Origin of the sequence: Dokdonia sp. PRO95 (assembly GCF_000355805.1) — a bacterium.
Classification (GTDB): Bacteria; Bacteroidota; Bacteroidia; order Flavobacteriales; family Flavobacteriaceae; genus Dokdonia.
On sequence record NZ_CM001837.1, the window covers coordinates 2,029,136 to 2,047,171 of the forward strand.

An 18,036-nucleotide genomic window follows, 5' to 3' on the forward strand; every position below is an offset into this window, starting at 1 on the left:
TGGTGTTTGATTTATAAAGATGTAAAATTTAATAATGCCAAATGTTCAGCATCCCTCTAAATCTCCCTTCAAAGGGAGACTTCTAGCTCCTTCCCTTTGAGGGGAAGGTTGAGGTAGGTGTTGAATGGCATTTAGGGATTAATTCAAAAACTTACTTAAGCATCATAAAACAAAAAAGCAACCCCAAAAGGAGTTGCTGCTTGTTGTTATGAGTAAGCTTTCGCGAAAGCGTAAAAAAATCTTACTGCTCTTTGCTGTGTACGGCATAGGCGCGCCACTTTTCTATACAACCTGCCATATCTTCTGGGATAGGAGTTTCAAAACGTTTGTACTCGCCTGTTGTGGGGTGTACAAAACCAAGCGTTTTTGCGTGTAGTGCCTGGCGTGGTAATATTTTGAAACAGTTATCTACAAACTGCTTATACTTGGTAAATGAAGTTCCTTTTAAGATGGCATTACCGCCGTAACGCTCATCGTTAAAGAGGGTGTGGCCTATGTGCTTCATGTGCACACGTATCTGGTGTGTGCGTCCCGTCTCAAGCTTACAGCTTACGAGTGTTACATAGCCTAGACGCTCTATTACTTTATAATGAGTAACAGCTGGTTTACCTTGATCTGCTTCGTCTCCGTAAAAAACGGTGTTTTGTAATCTGTTTTTAGGGTGACGGCCTATGTTTCCTTCTATCGTTCCCTCGTCTTCTGTTACGTTACCCCATACGATAGCAACATATTCTCTCTCTGTTGTTTTATTAAAAAACTGCTTAGAAAGGTGAGTCATTGCTTGCTCCGTTTTGGCAACTACAAGTAGTCCGCTCGTATCTTTATCGATACGGTGTACAAGTCCTGGTCTATCACTGGAGTTGTTGGGGAGGTTATCTACGTGGTGGATAAGTGCATTAATAAGCGTTCCAGAGTAGTTACCATGCCCTGGGTGCACTACCATTCCTGCAGGTTTGTTGACTACCATAAGTTGGTCGTCTTCATAAACCACATCAATATCAATATCTTCTGGGGTAAGTAAAAACTCGTGTGGTGGGTGCTCAAACATGGCACGTACCACGTCTCCAGCTTTTACCTTATAATTTTGTTTTACAACAATATTATTCACTTGAATGCTACCATTTTTGGCAGCCTTCTGGATTTTATTACGGGTAGCATTTTCTACAAAATTCATTAAGAACTTATCTACACGTAATGGTTCTTGACCTTTGCTTGCAGTAAAACTGTAGTGCTCGTAAAGTTCGTCGTCTTGAGGTTCTGGACCTATGGGTTGTTCTTCGTTCATTGTTTAGTTTTCGTCTGATGAGTCATCAGAAATAGCGTCGCGGTAATCACCTTTACCATTACCTAGTACTAGGTCGATAACAGAAGTTTTTTCTAATCTATCTCCAGCTTTCACTCTCTTTCCTTTGTGTCTTATATCTCTTACTTCGTCTTTTCCTATCCAGTCTACATAGGTTACTTTGCCTATCTCAAATCCTAGCGCCTTTAATGAAGGTTCTGCCTGGCGGCGTGTTTTTCCCACGATAGGAGGTATAGTCATTTTTTGATAACCAGAAGGGTTAAGTACTAAGTATATCTGTCTGTTTTCTTTTACAAATTTCCCAGCGTTAGGCTCTTGGTCTATTACAGAGTACTTAGGATAATCTGGGTTGAAATTTGCACTGTCTATAATAAAGTAACGCAGCTCTGCATTTTCTAGTTCTTGAGAGACGAGGTCTAGGGTCATCCCTTTTACATTAGGCACGGCAATACGCTCATCGTGATTTGTGGTGCTTCCTAACCACCATCGAGTGATAAATACTAATGCGATGATGATGATGACAGCAAGTACAATTTGTTTAACAAATGCTTTGCTCACTAGAAATTTTAAAAGACTCATAGACGGGTTGTGGTTAAGGGTGCAAATATATAAAATAGATAGCCTATTTGGTGTAGGTATGATTATACCTATTTTTACATTAACGTTAATGAGACAGATTTAGTTTTGTCTTTTCAAATTTTCACGAAAGTGCAGAAAAAAAATATCGCCGTTTTAATGGGTGGCTACAGTAGCGAGTATGAAATATCGCTTAATAGTGGTGCCACCGTAGTTGCTTCTTTAGATAAAGAAAAATACAAAGTATATGCCGTGCACATCCTTACCGAGGGGTGGTTTTGTGTGGTAGATGGTGAGCGATTTACGATAGATAAAGGTGACTTTAGCTTTAAAGACGCTTCCGCGAAAAAGGTAACCTTTGACGCCTGTTACAATACCATACACGGAACGCCGGGCGAGGACGGAAAACTACAAGCCTACTTGGAATTGCTAGGAATCCCACAGACAAGTTGTGGTTTTTATGAGAGTGCAATGACGTTTAATAAGCGTGACACACTAAGCGTGTTGAGTTCATACGGCGTGCCAATGGCGCAATCTGTATACGTAAATAAGGGCGATGAGATTGATATGTCTTTTAAAAACCTGCTTGCTATAAAAGTGGGCTACCCTTGTTTTGTAAAGCCTAACCGCGCAGGTTCTAGTTATGGAGTGAGTAAGGTGTACAAAGAAGGTGATCTTATAGCGGCTCTAGATAATGCCTTTAAGGAAGATAATCAGGTTTTGATTGAGTCATTTTTGAGCGGGACAGAAGTATCTGTAGGAGTGTATGATTTTGGCAATGGGGCAGAGGTGCTTCCAGTTTGTGAGATTGTACCAGATGGAGATTTTTTTAGTCTAGAAGCAAAGTACTCTGGAAAATCACAAGAAATTGTACCAGCAAGACTAGATGAGCGTGAGACGGCAGATGTGCAGGGACTTACAAAGGGTATTTATGAATTGCTGGGTCTTAAGGGGATTTGCCGTATAGATTTTATCTTTCACGAGGGTAAACCGCATTTTGTTGAGGTAAATACTAATCCTGGTCTCTCAAAAGAGAGTATCATCCCAAGAGAGTTTAAAGCAGCTGGATTATCACTTACAGAAGTGTTTGGCAAAGCTATAGAAGTAGCGATTAGAAATAACAGTTAAATTTACAGAGGTAGTATCCTTGAGATTCTCGCTTTTGCGGGAATGACATTAAGATTAAGATTATGAAAAGAAAGGCAGTATTTCCGGGGAGTTTTGATCCCATTACACTTGGGCATTACGATATAATAGAACGAGGTCTTACACTCTTTGACGAGATAATACTTGCTATAGGTGTCAACTCAGATAAAAAATATATGTTTTCTCTAGAGCAGCGCAAGCAGTTTCTAGAAGATACGTTTAAAGATGAGCCACGCATTAAAGTAATGACCTATAAAGGTCTCACTATAGACTTTTGTAAAGAGCAAGAAAGCGAGTTCATTTTAAGAGGACTACGTAATCCTGGAGATTTTGAGTTTGAAAAGGCAATCGCCCATACTAACAGAAAATTATCTGGTATCGAGACCGTATTCTTACTTACGAGTTCTGGTAAGAGCTATATATCTTCTTCCATAGTACGTGATGTAATACGTAACGGTGGTGACTGCTCTGGTCTAGTACCAGATGTGGTTGAGCCTTGCGCAATTAAAATCTGGAAAGAGATACAAGCAAAAGCAAAATAAAGCTCAAAACCTTTATCCATAAAAAAGCCGCCCACTGGGCGGCTTTCACCATTTATATATATAATCTAAAACCTAATTACTTCTTATTCTGCTGTTCTTTGATGGTCTTTTTATCGATATCAAAGTCGTTTGTAGTTTGATTTATATTTCCCGTTGGATTGGTCGGGTTAGTTTGCTCTACTTTTCTTTCAAATTTACGTTCCATAATCTTTTTCATTTTTAAGTTGATATAAAGATAAAAATCACGGTTGTTAATTCGTCTTAAAGGCTTGTTAGTCTTAGGTTAAAGTGTTGATTATCTTATGGTTTCTACAAAGCTAGCCACACTGTTTGCTCCATTCTTAGTAATATGCTTTATAAAAGCACTTCCTATAATGGCTCCTTTTTGATGGGTAGTGGCCGCGTTAAAAGTTTCCTCATTACTTATCCCAAAACCTACAATCTGCGGATTGTTAAGATTCATAGCTGCAATACGTTTAAAGTAATCTTCTGTGCTGTTACCAAAACCGCTCGTAGCGCCCGTCGTACTCGCACTACTCACCATATAGATAAACCCATCACTCGCGGCATCTATCTGTTGTATACGCGCGTCACTAGTTTGTGGTGTGATTAGGAATACATTAATAAGTCCGTACTTTTCAAAAATCTCTTTATACTCCGCTTCATATTCGGCAAGTGGTAAGTCTGGCATAATAATACCATCTATCCCTATTTCTTGACATCGCTTACAGAATTTCTCAACCCCATATTGTAACATCGGGTTAAAGTAACCCATCACAATAAGCGGTATATGTATGGTCTCACGAATACCGTCTAGCTGGCTAAACAACTTTTCGGTAGTCATCCCATTATGAAGTGCAGCAGTACTTGACTCTTGAATAGTAGGCCCATCTGCCAGCGGATCTGAAAATGGTAATCCTATCTCCACCATATCTACACCACTTTCTTGAAGCTGCGTTAAGACAGAAACAGTATCATCTATGGCTGGATATCCAGCAGTGAAGTATAAGCTTAGTAGCTTTTTATCTTCTTGTAATTTTTCTTTTATTCTATTCATCTGAATAAATATTTTGTCATTCCTGCCTAAGCCGGAATTAATATTGATGTTTATTTCGCTTTCGCGAAAGCGTAGTTCTATAAATTAAAATATTCTATAAACGTATTTAAATCCTTATCACCACGTCCCGAAAGATTGATCACTACGATATCGTCTTTTTTGAATTTTCTAGTTTCAAAAATGGCAAGTGCGTGACTAGTCTCAATCGCAGGGATAATACCCTCTAGTTTACTAAGCTCTAGTCCAGCCGTCATCGCATCTGCATCTGTGACAGAGATAAACTCCCCACGCCCAGAACGGAAGAGGTTTGCGTGCATAGGTCCTACACCAGGGTAATCAAGACCAGCAGAGATAGAGTAAGGCTCTGTAATCTGCCCGTCGTCTGTTTGCATTAATAATGTTTTACTGCCGTGTATAATTCCCTCGCGTCCTAGTGCAGAAGTTGCGGCACTCTCACCAGTATCCACTCCTTTACCAGCAGCCTCTACTGCGATAATACCTACTTCTGGTTCATCAAGATAATGGTAATATAATCCAGCGGCGTTACTACCACCACCCACACAAGCTACTACATAATCCGGATTTTCTTTTCCTTCTTTTTCTAGCAACTGCTTCTTAGTTTCCTCAGAAATCACCGACTGAAAACGAGCCACCATATCTGGATAAGGGTGTGGTCCCACCACAGAACCTATGATGTAATGTGTGTCTACTGGGTTATTAATCCAGTCACGTATCGCTTCGTTAGTCGCATCTTTTAAGGTTCTACTTCCAGACATTGCTGGTCGTACGGTTGCTCCTAGCATTTTCATACGAGCCACGTTAGGCGCTTGGCGCTCAATATCTATAGCACCCATATATACGATACATTCTAGTCCCATAAGTGCACACACCGTTGCTGTAGCAACACCGTGCTGTCCCGCGCCAGTCTCTGCGATAATGCGGTTCTTACCTAGTCGCTTAGCCATAAGAATCTGGCCTATGGTATTATTTACTTTATGAGCTCCGGTATGACAGAGATCTTCCCTTTTGAGATATACCTTTGTGCCATACTTTTCGCTAAAGCGTTTTGCATAATAAAGCGGTGTAGGACGACCTACATAATCTTTTAAGAGTTGTTTAAACTCCTCTTGAAAAGAAGGCTCCTGCATAATTTGCACATACTGAGAGCGCAGTTCTTCCACGTTAGGATAGAGCATCTCTGGAATAAATGCTCCGCCAAAATCTCCGTAGTACCCTCTCTCGTCTGCTTGGTAACTGGTGTTATTTTCTAGTATCATAGCTGCAATACTTTTTTAAATTCGGTTAATTTTTCAATATTTTTTAATCCTGGTTTATCCTCAAATTTGCTATTTACGTCTAGTGCGATAATAGGCAAATCTGTTGCCAGTATTTTTTTTACTTTTTCTACTTCTTCTAGTCCTATGCCGCCACTTAAAATGATAGGCGTTTGGGATGTGTAATTTTTTAAAACACTCCAGTCAAAGGTGTAGCCGTTGCCTCCTTTTTCTTTTCCCTTTGTGTCAAAAAGGAATGCATCTACAAGGCCCTCGTAAGGTATGAGCTGCTCAAAGTCAAAACTGTCTTTGATTCCAAAAACTTTCCAAATCTTGAGGTCTCGACTGCGCTCGACCAGACAAGCTTGAAGTTCTTTTATGTATTCAGGGGATTCGCTCCCGTGTAACTGGATTACGTTGAGGTTGTGTTGTGTTATTTTCGCTTTCGCGAAAGCAATATCAGCATCTACAAAAACTCCTACGCGGTCAATTCCCTCAGGTAATTCTGGAATCGCTAGGTCGCCAAAATCTCGTTTGCTCTTCTCATAAAATATAAAGCCAAGATAGTCTGGCTGCAACGCAGCGACCTCTTGTGTGTTATATTTCATACCGCATATTTTGATTTTCATTTTGCGTCTTTCTCTATGAGATTATCTAATATTTCTTTTGCTTGTGGAGTAAGGAACTCTCTAGTGAGGGCAACTTCCTTAGTGCCTTGAGCGAGTATATAATCTCCCGCAAAATATTTTTTCTTAGTCAGTTTTGAAAAAGCAAGCTCTTTCTTGCCGATACCTAAAAAACCTTTTATGGTAATACTTGATTGATTTATTTGGAGCCATCCCTGACGTTTTAATATTGCATAAACTATGAGATGTAAAATTCCCCAAGGGAAAAACCAATCAAGAGCACCAAAATCACCTTCTATGATAATGGTTATAAGTCCGAGTATGGTGTAAGCCAGGCCAGTCCAGAGGTAGTAGCGTAGCTGCTTGTTAGAGTAAGGAACGTTTATCATTAATCTAGCTGTTTTATGAAAGTAGCGGCACTTTCACCTGGGTTATCTGTTTTCATAAAATTTTCACCTATAAGGAAACCTTGAAAACCGTGTGGCTTTAATTCTTTGATCGCCTCTACAGAACTGATACCACTTTCTGATACTTTTACAAACTCATCTGGAATTTGCTTGATGAGTTCTTTGCTCGTCTCTAGGCTTACTTCAAAGGTCTTTAGGTTTCGGTTGTTGATGCCTAGCATATCTACAGAAGGCATAATAGACTTCTGTAATTCTTTTTCATTATGAGATTCACAAAGAACATCGAGACCAAGACTTTTTGCAAAGGTTGAAAACTGCTCTATTTGCTTTCGCGAAAGCGTAGCTGCAATAAGTAATATCGCATCTGCACCGTAGGCTTTGGCCTCAAGAATCTGGTATTCATCTACTATAAACTCCTTACGCAATAGCGGAAACTGTGCTGCTGCTCTGGCAAGTAATAAGTCATCTAGCGAGCCACCAAAATATTTCCCATCTGTAAGTACAGACATCCCGCTCACGCCTGCCTGCTCATAACCACTTGCGACATCTTGAACGCTCAGGCTGTTGTTTATAACAGACTTGCTAGGAGATCTTCTTTTATGCTCTGCAATAATCCCAGAGCCTGTACTTACTGCTTTTGCAAGTGATGCCGTAGCTCTCTCAAAAAGCACAGATTGCTCTAGCTGGCTCACAGGGATGAGACTTTTTCTCAACGCTACTTCCTTGATTTTATCTGCTGTAATTTTATCTAGTATGGTCATCTTAGTTGCTTAGGGCTTGAAGTTGTTTGAGTTTTTGTGCGGCTTTACCAGAGAGTAGGCTCTCTTTTGCTTGTTCAAAACCTTGTAAAGGTGTTAGCCCTTTTACAGTCGCAATAGCCATCCCAGCGTTTGCACACACCACATTATTTTGTGCCTGGGTGCCTTTGCCAGAAATTACATTTGTAAAAATCTGCGCCGAAGACTCAACAGAGTCACCTCCATAAATATCTTTTTGAGCGTGTGCATTTACACCAAAATCTCTAGGTGTGAGCATAAGCTCTGTCTCATTTGTAATAGCCTTTGTAGCTCCTGTAAGTGAGATCTCATCATAACCATCTAGGGCGTGCAATATGGTAAAGTTTTTATCTCCTTTTTGATATAAATATCCATACATTCTTGCGAGTTCTAGGTTAAAAACTCCCACTAGCTGGTTGCTCGGGAATGCAGGATTAACCATAGGGCCTAGCATATTAAAAAAGGTTTTTACACCTAGCTCTCGACGTATAGGGCCTACGTTTTTCATAGCAGGGTGGAAGAGTGGTGCGTGCAGTACACACATCCCTACCTCATCCATAGAGCGCTTCAAGAAATCCTTATCGTTACTAAATTTTATGCCTAGATACTCCATCACATTGCTACTTCCACTTACAGAGCTCACCCCATAATTACCGTGCTTAGTCACGTGCACACCAGCACCTGCTGTTACAAAGCTAGAGAGTGTTGAAATATTAAAAGTGTCTTTACCATCACCACCTGTACCACAAAGATCTATGGCATTATACTCAGAAAAATCTACGGCAAGGCAAAGATCTAGCAAGGCATCTCTAAAACCTTCTAGCTCCTCTACCGTAATGCTACGCATCATATAAACGGTAAGGAAAGAAGCAATCTGACTCTGGTTGTATTTACCCTCAGAGATGTTTACGAGAACTTCACGGCTTTCGGCTTTTGTGAGTTGGTCGTGGTTAATTAATCTATTAAGTATGGCTTTCATTATTTAGGCGTGTTGATGTGAACAATAATAGGGTCTGCTTTATCTTTCTTTATGTTTTGCAATCCTATTGTTGCTAGTTCTTGATCTGTTGCTAGTCTTGAACTAGCTTGGTTAAGTGCTACGTAATTGTAAACTCCCTTTGGTGTGCTTGCTATCCATCCTTTTGTAAGTGGTGACTTTCTTACAGAAGCAGACTCGCTTGTAAAGCGTTGCAAGAAATCTAATGCGCTTTTACGCATATCTTCTTTACTCGTTCCCGTAGGGAAAATAATATAGGTTCCGTTAGAAAAAAGAACCCAGTTAGGTCGCTTAGGACTTACACCAAGTTTTGTGTTAAAAATCAGGTTTTTATAGACATCTACATTCTCATCTTCTACCACTTCTTTAAGAGGCTCAGGTTCGGCTTCTATTACGACCACGGGTGTCGCAGGTTTTTTAGTTTCTTTAGGTGTTGATTTTGTGCTCTCACAACCACCTATTAATAAAAAACAACTTGCTAGTAGAAATAATGTAAATCTCATCGTATATAGTATTAACTAATCACCCAATTCTTAATCATTGTTTTTCCTTCTGGAGTAAGTACAGATTCTGGGTGAAACTGTACACCGCGTATGTCAAGTTCTCTGTGACGTAGTGCCATTATCTGGCCATTTTCATCTACCGCAGTAACTTCTAATGCTGGTGGAAAATCTTCTGTAGCTACCACCCACGAGTGGTAACGCCCTACGGCTATTTCTTCACCGAGGTCTTTAAAAAGTACTGTGTCTGGCTGCGTGATACTCACTTGTGTCGCGACACCGTGAAAAACCTTATCTAGATTAATAAGCGTGCCTCCGTACACTTCACCTATGGCTTGTTGCCCAAGGCAAACGCCAAGTATAGGTTTTCTTCCTCCATAAGTTTTTATTACTTGCTTGAGCAGTCCAGCTTCTTCTGGAATGCCAGGGCCTGGAGAAAGTAATATTTTATCATACTGCTCGCACTCTTCAAGCGCAAACTGGTCATTACGTTTTACGGTAACGATGCAATCTAATTCTTCTAGGTAGTGCACAAGGTTGTACACAAAGGAATCATAGTTGTCTATTACTAATATCTTTTTCATTGTCTAAATATCTTCTGCGATGTCAAGTGCTTTGTTAAGCGCTCCTAATTTGTTGTAAACTTCTTGTAATTCTTTAGCTGGATCACTGCCAGATACCACTCCAGCACCTGCTTGCCAGTGTAGGGTGTGATTTTTACTTAAGAAAGAACGTATGATAATAGCGTGATTAAAATTACCGTAAAAATCCATAAAACCTATCGCTCCGCCGTAGAAGGTGCGATTGCGGTTTTCATACTTCTCAAGTAGCTGCATTGCCATATGCTTAGGCGCACCACTGAGTGTTCCTGCTGGAAAGGTGTCTGCTACCACTTGTAAGGTATTGCTACCCTCGTGCATTTGTCCCGTTACTTTACTCACAAGGTGTATCACGTGTGAGAAAAACTGCACCTCACGATAGGTGTCTACCTTTACATTGTGACCATTGCGTGATAAGTCATTACGAGCAAGATCAACAAGCATCACGTGTTCTGAGTTTTCTTTTTCGTCTTTGGCTAGTTCTTTTGCAAGTATGGCGTCTTGCTCATCATTACCGGTACGTTTAAAAGTACCTGCAATAGGGTGAATCTCAGCGAGACCGTCTTGCACAATAATCTGAGCTTCTGGTGATGAGCCAAAGATTTTATAATCTCCGTAGTCAAAATAAAATAGATATGGCGACGGGTTAACACTGCGTAAAGCCCTGTATACATTAAACTCATCTCCCGTAAACTGCTGCGAGAAACGTTTACTAGGTACAATCTGAAAAACATCACCACGCTGGCAGTGCTTTTTACAAGTGTCTACGAGTGCTTTATAATCTGCATCTGTGATGTTGCTGGTGAGTTCGTTCTTTCGGTTGAAGTTAAACTCTGCAAAGTTTTTTGATTTTAAAAGCTGCTCAATCTCATCGATATTATTGTCTCCCGTCGTATTGTGACAAAATATATGCGCCTCATTATTAAAATGGTTAATAGCGATAATGTTTTGGTAAACGGCATAGTAAATATCTGGTATATGGAGATCTCCTTCTTTTTTGGCGATTTCTATATCTTCAAAGTACTGCACAGAATCATACGATAGGTAACCAAACAAGCCATTGTTTATGAACTTGTGAGCTGTCTTTGTAGATGAGAACGCTTTCGCGAAAGCATCTAAAACCCCTACAACATTAGTCTCTGCTGTAATTGTAATTTCCTCCTTCTTGCCATCGGGAAATTGTTGTGTGATTATACCATCGCCCACGCTTATAGAAGCAATAGGGTTGCAGCATATGTAAGAGAAGCTATTATCATTTGCGTGATAGTCACTACTCTCGAGCAGTAAACTATTAGGAAAACGATCGCGCAACCTTAAGTATACCGATACAGGAGTGATGGTATCTGCTAGGAGTCTTTTTGAAAATGTAGTTAATTGATATTTCATTTGTTACATATTGTTTTCTCAAAATTGAGAACAAAAAAAAAGCCTGTCGTAAAGACAGGCTGTATATGAATGGTACATAGGTGCGTGCTTACGACAACGATTGTTGTGTAATCCACCACCAAGTATGTACTGTATTGTTTTTCATTTATGATGTAAAGATAGGGAGCGATTTTATAATAAAAAAGCCCAATGGATAAAAAATATACACTGAGCTTTTTACGGGGGAATAATTAGGAAATTATTAGAGAGTCAAGCTTACTGCAAGCTCAAAATTATCTGAAATAGCATTGTCTTTTAAGTTGTCAAAAAACGATGCAGAGCCATAACGTACACCATAATTTGTACGATCTACATTAAAAACGGTAGTGGCTACGCCATTCTCTATGGTCATATTAACCTTAGTAGGTAGTGTAGTTCCTTTTATAGTGAGGTCACCTACTACGCTGTAACCGTTACCACTTTTTGCTACTTCTTTGATAACAAATGTAGCCTCGTTATGGTTTGTAGTATCAAAGAAGTCTGCAGAGTTTAAGTGTCCTTCTAGTTTTTCTTTTCCTTCGCCAGCTTTTAAGTCTGTTACGGCAATAGTAGTCATATCTACTACAAAGTTACCACCTACTAGCTGGTCACCATCCATTTCAAGTGTTCCAGACTTTAGGTTAATAGTACCTGTGTGTTGTCCTAGTACCTTTTTACCCGTCCAAGTAATGGTGCTTTCTTTTACGTTTACTGTTTTTTCTACCGGTTCTGTGTTTGCAATGGCTCCAGTGGTTACGATAAGAGCTAAGAATGCTGTTGTGATTTTCTTTTTCATTTTTCTAATTTTTAGTTTCTGTTCTTAGTTTATTGAGCAAGTTATTGAGCTGCTCTATCTCAGTATTGTCTAGTTGAGTAGTTATTTTATTTTCGGCTTGAGTCACAACTTTGTCTAACTCATTAAGTAATGACAAGCCAGCCTGTGTAATTGTAATTTCAATTTTACGACGGTTTGAGGGGCACGTACTGCGATTTACAAGCTCTTTTTTGAGTAGCTTATCTACGAGGCGTGTTGTGTTACTTGCTTTTGTAACCATACGGTCATTGAGCGTAGATAGGTTTGCAGGTTTTCCTTTTTGCCCACGTAATATGCGTAATACATTAAACTGTTGTAATGATATATCATAAGGCTTTAATGCCATTAATAATATATCATTAGACCATTGTGCTGTATAGGCTAGGTTTATAATAAGCCTTTGTGAGGGCTTGAGGCTCGTGGTTTTTATGTGTTCTTCTATTGTCATTACAATATTTGTATATACAAATGTATGTTTAAATATCAATTGTCAAATAGCTTTATAGTTATTTTAACATGTTAACCTTGATAACATTCTAAAAATCCTTAACAATCCTTTCATAAAGTGTGTTAATTGAGAAATGTAAAAGACAGAATCACAATAATTTTGTTAGATGAAACAAATACTAATAGTATTATTAATCATCTTAACATCCTGTCGAGGAGGGCAAAAGGATTATAAGGAAACGTTAGTAGAGGGTAGTAACATCAAAGCGCTGGATTATGATGGCCTAGAATATTATATAGAAAATCATCCTTCGGAAACTTTAGTAATTAACTTTTGGGCAACATGGTGTGCTCCATGTATCAAGGAGTTACCGGCTTTTGAGAAATTAGAAGAAGAATACAAGAGCAAAGACGTAACTGTATTATTAGTAAGTCTTGATTTTCCAGATCAACTAGAAGCATTAAAAACTTTCGTAGACAAAAAGAAGCTACAATCTGAAGTTTTATACTTAGATGATGGAGATGCAAATAATTGGATACCCAAAGTGAGTGATTCATGGAGTGGCGCTATACCAGCAACACTTATAACTGGATCAAAAAGAAAGAAATTTTATGAGCGCTCTTTTACCTATGAAGAACTAGAGCAAGAATTGAATACCTTAATAAATTAATAATGAAAACGTTTAAAACCTTAACGCTACTTGCCTTAGTGGTTGTCATATCTGCTTTTGCTGCAAATGCTGTCATTAAAAAGGATAGAAGTGGTTATGATATAGGAGATGCAGCAGGAGATTTTTATCTGCGTAATGTAGATAATGCGATGATTTCTTTGAGAGATTTTGAGGATGCAAAGGGTTTTATAGTAGTATTTACATGCAATACTTGTCCTTTCTCTATAGCAAATGAAGACAGAATTATCGCATTAGATAAAAAGTACAAGTCACAAGGCTACCCTGTGATAGCGATTAACCCTAATGATCCACACATTAAACCTGGAGATAGTTTTAAGGCTATGCAGCAGCGAGCACGAGAAAAAGGATTTACATTCCCTTATTTACTTGACGACGGACAAGAGGTATATCCAAAATATGGAGCTACAAAGACTCCACATGTTTATGTACTGCAACGCGTTCAAGAAAAAAATATAGTTAAGTATATAGGTGCTATCGATAATAGTAGTCGAGATGAAAAGGCTGTGACCGAAAAATATCTCGAAAATGCTCTTGATGAGATTTTGTCAGGCAAAGAAGTTACAATTAAGGAGACAAAAGCTATAGGTTGCGCGATAAAATCATAGATTTAATTAGACGAGTCAAAATAAAAATGAGCTTATTTGAGCTCATTTTTTTTGTATAATCTCATCTGTGAGTATTTTGTAAATTTGCACTCAAAATCCCAGAATGATATTACAGCAATTATATACTAAATGTCTAGCTCAAGGAGCTTATTTTATAAGTTCAAATGGAGAAGGAGCTATCATAGATCCTTTGCGAGAGGTACAACCGTATCTTGACCTTGCTGAGGAACATAAGACGACTATTAAGTATATTTTTCTTACTCATTTTCATGCAGATTTTGTGAGTGGTCAAGTGGATCTAGCAAAGGCTACTGGAGCAACCGTGATTTTAGGTCCTATGGCAAAAGCTGGATATGACTATCACAGCGCTATTGATGGAGAGGTGTTCACAATAGGAGATTTGTCTATGACCACGATACATACACCAGGGCATACTATGGAGTCTACGTGTTATCTTCTTAAGGATAATCAAGAGAAAGAAGAAGCTCTTTTTACTGGAGATACCCTTTTTATAGGTGACGTAGGAAGGCCAGATCTTGCTGCAAAAACTGACCTAACCACTCAAGATCTTGCAGGTTATCTGTACGACTCATTACACCATAAAATTGCCCCTTTATCAGATGATATTATCATTTACCCTGCGCACGGAGCAGGATCTGCTTGTGGTAAAAACATGAGTAGTGAGACTAGTGATACGCTAGGTAATCAGAAACAAAATAACTACGCATTTAAACTCAATAAAGAAGATTTTATTAAAGAGCTCACAGATGGCTTGACACTACCGCCGGCTTATTTTCCACATAATGTGGCTATGAATAAGAAGGCAAATACAGATTTTGACACGATTGTCAAGAGAGGAACTACGGCTTTGACACCTGATCAATTTGAAAAGCTAGCAAATGAAAATGATATACTCGTACTTGATACTAGAAGTGTTTCCGCTTTCGCGAAAGCGTCATTACCTCAAGCTTGGTTTGTAGGATTACAAGGGCAGTTTGCACCATGGATAGGAGCGCTCATCAAAGATATTCACCAGAAAATAGTCTTTATTGCCGAAGAAGGTACTGAAGAGGAAGTAGTAACCAGACTTGCGAGAGTAGGTTATGATAATAGTTTGGGATTCTTAACTGGAGGAGTAGAGGCTTGGCAACAATCTGGTAGAGATGTAGTTGCTACAGCAGAAATAACTGCGCAAGAGTTTGTAGATGGTATTGCTACTGGCGATATTAAACATCCTCTGGATGTACGTAAAGCTGGAGAATATGCAACAAGTCATATAGCAGGAGTGCCACATATGGGGCTAGATGAAGTACACGTAAATGCTCGCACTCTAGAAGCAGATAATACCTATCACATACATTGTGCAGGTGGTTATAGGTCTCTTATTTATGGATCTATAGCAAGATCATATGGCATAAATAATGTAGTGAATGTGCTAGGTGGATATGGAGCCATAAAAAAGGCAGATACTTCTAGTATTAAATTGACATAATTCATCTAATTTTAAACAAATACTAATTGCGACAGCTCATAGAGATAGTAGCTGTTGCACAAATATTAAACAATGACAGATTTAACAATCCCACAATGGGAAGAAAAAATTGCTCAAGATAAAGATGCTGTAATTCTAGACGTACGTACGGAAGAAGAGGTAGAAAACGGAATGATAGAAGGAGCAAAACATATTGATATTTATTTAGGTCAAGGTTTTCTTGATGAGATAGAAAAGCTTGATAAGAGTAAAAACTATTATGTGTATTGTCGTTCAGGAGTAAGAAGTGTACAAGCGTGCGCTCTTATGGGACAAAAAGGATTAAACAACACTTACAACTTATTAGGTGGTTATAATGCTTGGGATGCAGCGCATTAAGAATAGCAAAAAGCGTTTGAGATATACGCTTGTTGCGATGGTCTTTTGTTTAGCTCTGTCAAGTTGTAATGAAGCCACATCTCAAAAAGAATCAAGCAGTATCACTACTACTCAAGAAGTAATCACAGTGATTGATGTTGAGACTTTTGAAAAGGAGGCAACGGTTGCAGGAGCACAACTTGTAGATGTACGCAGAGATAATGAGTGGGAGCGTGGTCACCTTAAAAATGCTAAACATTTTGAGATGGGTAACCCAAACTGGCAATCTCAAATAGAAACGCTAGATAAGAATAAGCCGGTGTATGTGTATTGTGCAAAAGGCGGTAGAAGTGCAAAATGTGCACAACAACTTAAAGAGGCAGGATTTACAACTATTTATGATCTTGAAGGAGGTATAAATAACTGGAAAGCCGTAGGAAAACCAATTGAGTAAACCTCAGTTTTGAATAATAAAAAAGCCCATCGATACGATGGGCTTTTTTATTATAGGTTGAGATTTTCTATTGTTAACGCTAGTAATTATCTACAATCTCAGTAGCTGTAAGTGTTTTTACAAATGCCGTGAGAGAAGCTAGTTCCTCTTCAGTGAGTTCAAGGTTATCAAATGGCAAGGTTTGATGCGGAAGGTCAAACCCAAGTCCGTCGCCACCACCTTTATTGTAAAAGTCCATTACTTGCTCTAGTGTTGTGTAAACACCATTGTGCATATATGGAGCTGTAAGTGCAGCGTTGCGCACCGTTGGAGTTTTGAACATTCCTTTGTGTTGCTCAACTTCAAAACGCCAGTAGTAGCCAGTGTCATCATCAAGGTCTTTATTTTCTGCTGTTTCTGGAACGCCTATCACCTCGCGCTCAGTCTCTGCAAAAAATGGAGGTACTGTTCCATTTGTTAGAGGCATAAAGTGACACGTTGCACATAAAGCTTTACCCATAAACAAGTTCATACCTTGTTGTTCTTCTTTTGTAAAGGTATCTTCATCACCTCGCATATTACGGTCAAACTTTGAATCAAAGCTATTGAGCGTGCTTACGTATGAAGAGATTGCCTTGACAACATCTGTATTACGTGTAGATACTCCTCCATAAGCTTTTTCAAACATTTCTAGGTAACTAGAGTCTTCTAGAATCCTTTTAGAAAATTTATGCACATTAGTATCAAACTCCTTCTTATTCGTAAATACTGAAGAGACTTGATCAATGATGGAACCAGAACGACCATCTGCAAAAAAGTTTTGTTGGAATATTGTGTTGAGTAGTGTGGGTGTATTTCTCTGTAGCGCTTCGCCAGTATTGCTTTTATTTGTCACGAGGCCGTCTGTATAAGCTTTTTCTGGGTCGTGACAAGTTGCACACGCCATCGTACCGCTAGTGGATAGCTTTTTATCAAAAAATAATTTCTTCCCTAATGTGATTTGATCCTCTGTAGGGTTCTTGTTGATGCTTGGAGTAAAAAAGCTTACATTAAAACTATCATCCTCAAAGAAAGTAGGTGCGTCAAAGTTAAATGGAGTACTCTGGTTTCCTTCCCATAGTTCGCTAGCTTTCCTTATAGCTACCCAGCTGCGTGTGATGGGAGTAAGGTGATTTCTTGTAAAGGAATAGCGATCAAATGAATTATAGTCACTATTTTCATTTATAAAAGCGATAGCCTCTTTAAGTTGTGATGTGAATTTTTTATCAAGTGCTTCATCCTTGGCAATAACAATTGATTGAATACTTGCGCGATATGTATCATTAAGATTTTGAAGTGATACAGCACCTTCTGCAATACCTAGCTGACTCACAGGAGTGTCAAAACCTGCAATTGAGAAGCTCAATATCCTTAGTAACTGCTGGTGAGTGGCAGTAAAGTATCTAGGTGCATTAAGTTCTCTTTTTTGAATATTTTTTTTGAGATTTTGTAAAAGACCATACGTGACCGTAAGCTCCTTGTCATACTGTCCTTGAGAAGTTTCCCCCTCATAAATACTTTCTTCTATTTTTTGTAAACCTACAGGATTCATTGTTTTTCCATTATCCTCCTTGTAAATAGGTAGTGCTGGTCCATTCACTCGGTGTCCTACTGCAGGGTTGAGATAGGAGGCATATGGTTCTGCCTTTTTAAAAGCAATACGTAATGTTTTAAAAACTTCTTTAGCTTTTGGGTCTGTTACAGGGAGTTGTTTTAATGTATCTATCCCAGCAATAGCCTTATTTAGTTCGTTTAAATAGATTTCCCTTGATGCTTCCCAGTTTGCTTCAGGTGTTGAGGTGTATTTTTCCGTATCACCATTGCAACTATAGAGTAGTGCGACTGAAATTAGTAGGAGTAAAAGAAGTTGTTTTATTACTATATTTTTCATGTAAATGTATTCATTGTAAAAGCGCAATCCCAAAAATGAGATTGCGCTTTATTAAAATA

The 18,036-nt window shown here is 38.8% G+C and carries 22 protein-coding genes; 7 read left to right on the plus strand and 15 right to left on the minus strand.

The window, feature by feature from the left end:
* Positions 1–241: 241 nt before the first annotated feature.
* Together D017_RS09135 and D017_RS09140 are read right to left on the minus strand one after the other, a co-directional pair.
* A complete protein-coding gene (locus tag D017_RS09135; RefSeq protein ID WP_035336106.1) occupies positions 242–1,285 on the minus strand; it encodes an RluA family pseudouridine synthase in 1,044 nt (347 codons plus the stop codon).
* Positions 1,286–1,288: 3 nt separating this feature from the next.
* Complete coding sequence (locus D017_RS09140; RefSeq protein ID WP_035336109.1) at positions 1,289–1,882, minus strand: PASTA domain-containing protein; 594 nt, start codon at positions 1,880–1,882, stop codon at positions 1,289–1,291.
* Positions 1,883–2,011: 129 nt separating this feature from the next.
* Here D017_RS09140 and D017_RS09145 point away from each other — a divergent pair, with 129 nt between their 5' ends.
* Both D017_RS09145 and coaD read left to right on the plus strand, forming a co-directional pair.
* Positions 2,012–3,007: a D-alanine--D-alanine ligase gene (locus D017_RS09145; RefSeq protein WP_081804668.1), complete on the plus strand. Its 996-nt coding sequence runs from the start codon at positions 2,012–2,014 to the stop codon at positions 3,005–3,007.
* A gap of 62 nt (positions 3,008–3,069) precedes the next feature.
* The gene (gene coaD, locus D017_RS09150; protein WP_035336114.1) at positions 3,070–3,567 is read left to right on the plus strand and encodes a pantetheine-phosphate adenylyltransferase; all 498 of its coding nucleotides are present in this window, start codon (positions 3,070–3,072) and stop codon (positions 3,565–3,567) included.
* Between the two features lie 76 nt (positions 3,568–3,643).
* Here coaD and D017_RS15515 read toward each other — a convergent pair whose 3' ends face one another.
* From D017_RS15515 to D017_RS09205, 12 genes are all read right to left on the minus strand, one after another.
* Entirely contained in the window at positions 3,644–3,772 is a 129-nt protein-coding gene (locus D017_RS15515; protein ID WP_262485440.1) for a hypothetical protein, read from the minus strand.
* 90 nt (positions 3,773–3,862) lie between these two features.
* Entirely contained in the window at positions 3,863–4,624 is a 762-nt protein-coding gene (gene trpA / locus D017_RS09155) for a tryptophan synthase subunit alpha (RefSeq protein ID WP_035336115.1), read from the minus strand.
* A gap of 77 nt (positions 4,625–4,701) precedes the next feature.
* On the minus strand, positions 4,702–5,901 hold the full coding sequence (trpB, locus tag D017_RS09160) for a tryptophan synthase subunit beta (protein WP_035336116.1): 1,200 nt from the start codon (positions 5,899–5,901) through the stop codon (positions 4,702–4,704).
* Positions 5,898–6,506, minus strand: a complete 609-nt coding sequence (locus D017_RS09165) for a phosphoribosylanthranilate isomerase (RefSeq protein ID WP_051583952.1) — start codon at positions 6,504–6,506, stop codon at positions 5,898–5,900. The genes trpB and D017_RS09165 overlap by 4 nt, the downstream gene beginning before the upstream one ends.
* A gap of 17 nt (positions 6,507–6,523) precedes the next feature.
* Positions 6,524–6,913 carry a hypothetical protein gene (locus tag D017_RS09170; RefSeq protein WP_035336118.1) on the minus strand — a complete coding sequence of 130 codons (390 nt, stop codon included), beginning with the start codon at positions 6,911–6,913 and terminating at the stop codon, positions 6,524–6,526.
* Positions 6,913–7,692: an indole-3-glycerol phosphate synthase TrpC gene (trpC, locus tag D017_RS09175; protein ID WP_035336120.1), complete on the minus strand. Its 780-nt coding sequence runs from the start codon at positions 7,690–7,692 to the stop codon at positions 6,913–6,915. The genes D017_RS09170 and trpC overlap by 1 nt, the downstream gene beginning before the upstream one ends.
* 1 nt (position 7,693) lies before the next feature.
* Positions 7,694–8,686: an anthranilate phosphoribosyltransferase gene (trpD, locus tag D017_RS09180; RefSeq protein WP_035336121.1), complete on the minus strand. Its 993-nt coding sequence runs from the start codon at positions 8,684–8,686 to the stop codon at positions 7,694–7,696.
* Positions 8,686–9,207, minus strand: coding sequence for a hypothetical protein (locus D017_RS09185; protein ID WP_035336122.1), 522 nt, complete (start codon positions 9,205–9,207; stop codon positions 8,686–8,688). Before D017_RS09185 ends, trpD begins: the two co-directional genes overlap by 1 nt.
* An 11-nt stretch (positions 9,208–9,218) precedes the next feature.
* The gene (locus tag D017_RS09190) at positions 9,219–9,788 is read right to left on the minus strand and encodes an aminodeoxychorismate/anthranilate synthase component II (RefSeq protein WP_035336124.1); all 570 of its coding nucleotides are present in this window, start codon (positions 9,786–9,788) and stop codon (positions 9,219–9,221) included.
* A 3-nt stretch (positions 9,789–9,791) separates the two neighbouring features.
* Positions 9,792–11,189 carry an anthranilate synthase component I family protein gene (locus D017_RS09195; RefSeq protein ID WP_035336126.1) on the minus strand — a complete coding sequence of 466 codons (1,398 nt, stop codon included), beginning with the start codon at positions 11,187–11,189 and terminating at the stop codon, positions 9,792–9,794.
* A gap of 241 nt (positions 11,190–11,430) precedes the next feature.
* Positions 11,431–12,003: a YceI family protein gene (locus D017_RS09200; RefSeq protein WP_035336127.1), complete on the minus strand. Its 573-nt coding sequence runs from the start codon at positions 12,001–12,003 to the stop codon at positions 11,431–11,433.
* Positions 12,004–12,007: 4 nt separating this feature from the next.
* Positions 12,008–12,469: a MarR family transcriptional regulator gene (locus tag D017_RS09205; RefSeq protein ID WP_035336128.1), complete on the minus strand. Its 462-nt coding sequence runs from the start codon at positions 12,467–12,469 to the stop codon at positions 12,008–12,010.
* Positions 12,470–12,635: 166 nt separating this feature from the next.
* On the opposite strand from D017_RS09205, the gene D017_RS09210 reads away from it, so the two are divergent.
* The 5 genes from D017_RS09210 to D017_RS09230 all read left to right on the plus strand — a co-directional run bounded on the left by D017_RS09210 (position 12,636) and on the right by D017_RS09230 (position 16,068).
* Positions 12,636–13,139, plus strand: coding sequence for a TlpA disulfide reductase family protein (locus tag D017_RS09210; protein ID WP_035336129.1), 504 nt, complete (start codon positions 12,636–12,638; stop codon positions 13,137–13,139).
* 2 nt (positions 13,140–13,141) lie between these two features.
* The gene (locus tag D017_RS09215) at positions 13,142–13,765 is read left to right on the plus strand and encodes a thioredoxin family protein (RefSeq protein ID WP_035336130.1); all 624 of its coding nucleotides are present in this window, start codon (positions 13,142–13,144) and stop codon (positions 13,763–13,765) included.
* A gap of 103 nt (positions 13,766–13,868) precedes the next feature.
* Positions 13,869–15,257: an MBL fold metallo-hydrolase gene (locus D017_RS09220; protein ID WP_035336132.1), complete on the plus strand. Its 1,389-nt coding sequence runs from the start codon at positions 13,869–13,871 to the stop codon at positions 15,255–15,257.
* 72 nt (positions 15,258–15,329) lie between these two features.
* On the plus strand, positions 15,330–15,635 hold the full coding sequence (locus D017_RS09225; RefSeq protein ID WP_035336135.1) for a rhodanese-like domain-containing protein: 306 nt from the start codon (positions 15,330–15,332) through the stop codon (positions 15,633–15,635).
* A gap of 16 nt (positions 15,636–15,651) precedes the next feature.
* Positions 15,652–16,068 (plus strand): rhodanese-like domain-containing protein, encoded by a 417-nt coding sequence (locus tag D017_RS09230; RefSeq protein WP_160164968.1) that lies wholly within the window; start codon positions 15,652–15,654, stop codon positions 16,066–16,068.
* Between the two features lie 79 nt (positions 16,069–16,147).
* Here D017_RS09230 and D017_RS09235 read toward each other — a convergent pair whose 3' ends face one another.
* Complete coding sequence (locus D017_RS09235; protein ID WP_035338139.1) at positions 16,148–17,977, minus strand: cytochrome c peroxidase; 1,830 nt, start codon at positions 17,975–17,977, stop codon at positions 16,148–16,150.
* Positions 17,978–18,036: the final 59 nt, after the last annotated feature.

Coding starts and splice junctions, on each gene's coding strand:
- trpC (WP_035336120.1), bottom strand. CDS start 7,692: ATGACCATACTAGATAAAATTACAGCAGATAAAATCAAGGAAGTAGCG.
- D017_RS09165 (WP_051583952.1), bottom strand. CDS start 6,506: ATGAAATATAACACACAAGAGGTCGCTGCGTTGCAGCCAGACTATCTT.
- D017_RS09170 (WP_035336118.1), bottom strand. CDS start 6,913: ATGATAAACGTTCCTTACTCTAACAAGCAGCTACGCTACTACCTCTGG.
- D017_RS09215 (WP_035336130.1), top strand. CDS start 13,142: ATGAAAACGTTTAAAACCTTAACGCTACTTGCCTTAGTGGTTGTCATA.
- D017_RS09185 (WP_035336122.1), bottom strand. CDS start 9,207: ATGAGATTTACATTATTTCTACTAGCAAGTTGTTTTTTATTAATAGGT.
- D017_RS09195 (WP_035336126.1), bottom strand. CDS start 11,189: ATGAAATATCAATTAACTACATTTTCAAAAAGACTCCTAGCAGATACC.
- trpD (WP_035336121.1), bottom strand. CDS start 8,686: ATGAAAGCCATACTTAATAGATTAATTAACCACGACCAACTCACAAAA.
- trpA (WP_035336115.1), bottom strand. CDS start 4,624: ATGAATAGAATAAAAGAAAAATTACAAGAAGATAAAAAGCTACTAAGC.
- D017_RS09140 (WP_035336109.1), bottom strand. CDS start 1,882: ATGAGTCTTTTAAAATTTCTAGTGAGCAAAGCATTTGTTAAACAAATT.
- D017_RS15515 (WP_262485440.1), bottom strand. CDS start 3,772: ATGGAACGTAAATTTGAAAGAAAAGTAGAGCAAACTAACCCGACCAAT.
- D017_RS09225 (WP_035336135.1), top strand. CDS start 15,330: ATGACAGATTTAACAATCCCACAATGGGAAGAAAAAATTGCTCAAGAT.
- D017_RS09220 (WP_035336132.1), top strand. CDS start 13,869: ATGATATTACAGCAATTATATACTAAATGTCTAGCTCAAGGAGCTTAT.
- coaD (WP_035336114.1), top strand. CDS start 3,070: ATGAAAAGAAAGGCAGTATTTCCGGGGAGTTTTGATCCCATTACACTT.
- D017_RS09205 (WP_035336128.1), bottom strand. CDS start 12,469: ATGACAATAGAAGAACACATAAAAACCACGAGCCTCAAGCCCTCACAA.
- D017_RS09210 (WP_035336129.1), top strand. CDS start 12,636: ATGAAACAAATACTAATAGTATTATTAATCATCTTAACATCCTGTCGA.
- trpB (WP_035336116.1), bottom strand. CDS start 5,901: ATGATACTAGAAAATAACACCAGTTACCAAGCAGACGAGAGAGGGTAC.
- D017_RS09190 (WP_035336124.1), bottom strand. CDS start 9,788: ATGAAAAAGATATTAGTAATAGACAACTATGATTCCTTTGTGTACAAC.
- D017_RS09135 (WP_035336106.1), bottom strand. CDS start 1,285: ATGAACGAAGAACAACCCATAGGTCCAGAACCTCAAGACGACGAACTT.
- D017_RS09200 (WP_035336127.1), bottom strand. CDS start 12,003: ATGAAAAAGAAAATCACAACAGCATTCTTAGCTCTTATCGTAACCACT.
- D017_RS09235 (WP_035338139.1), bottom strand. CDS start 17,977: ATGAAAAATATAGTAATAAAACAACTTCTTTTACTCCTACTAATTTCA.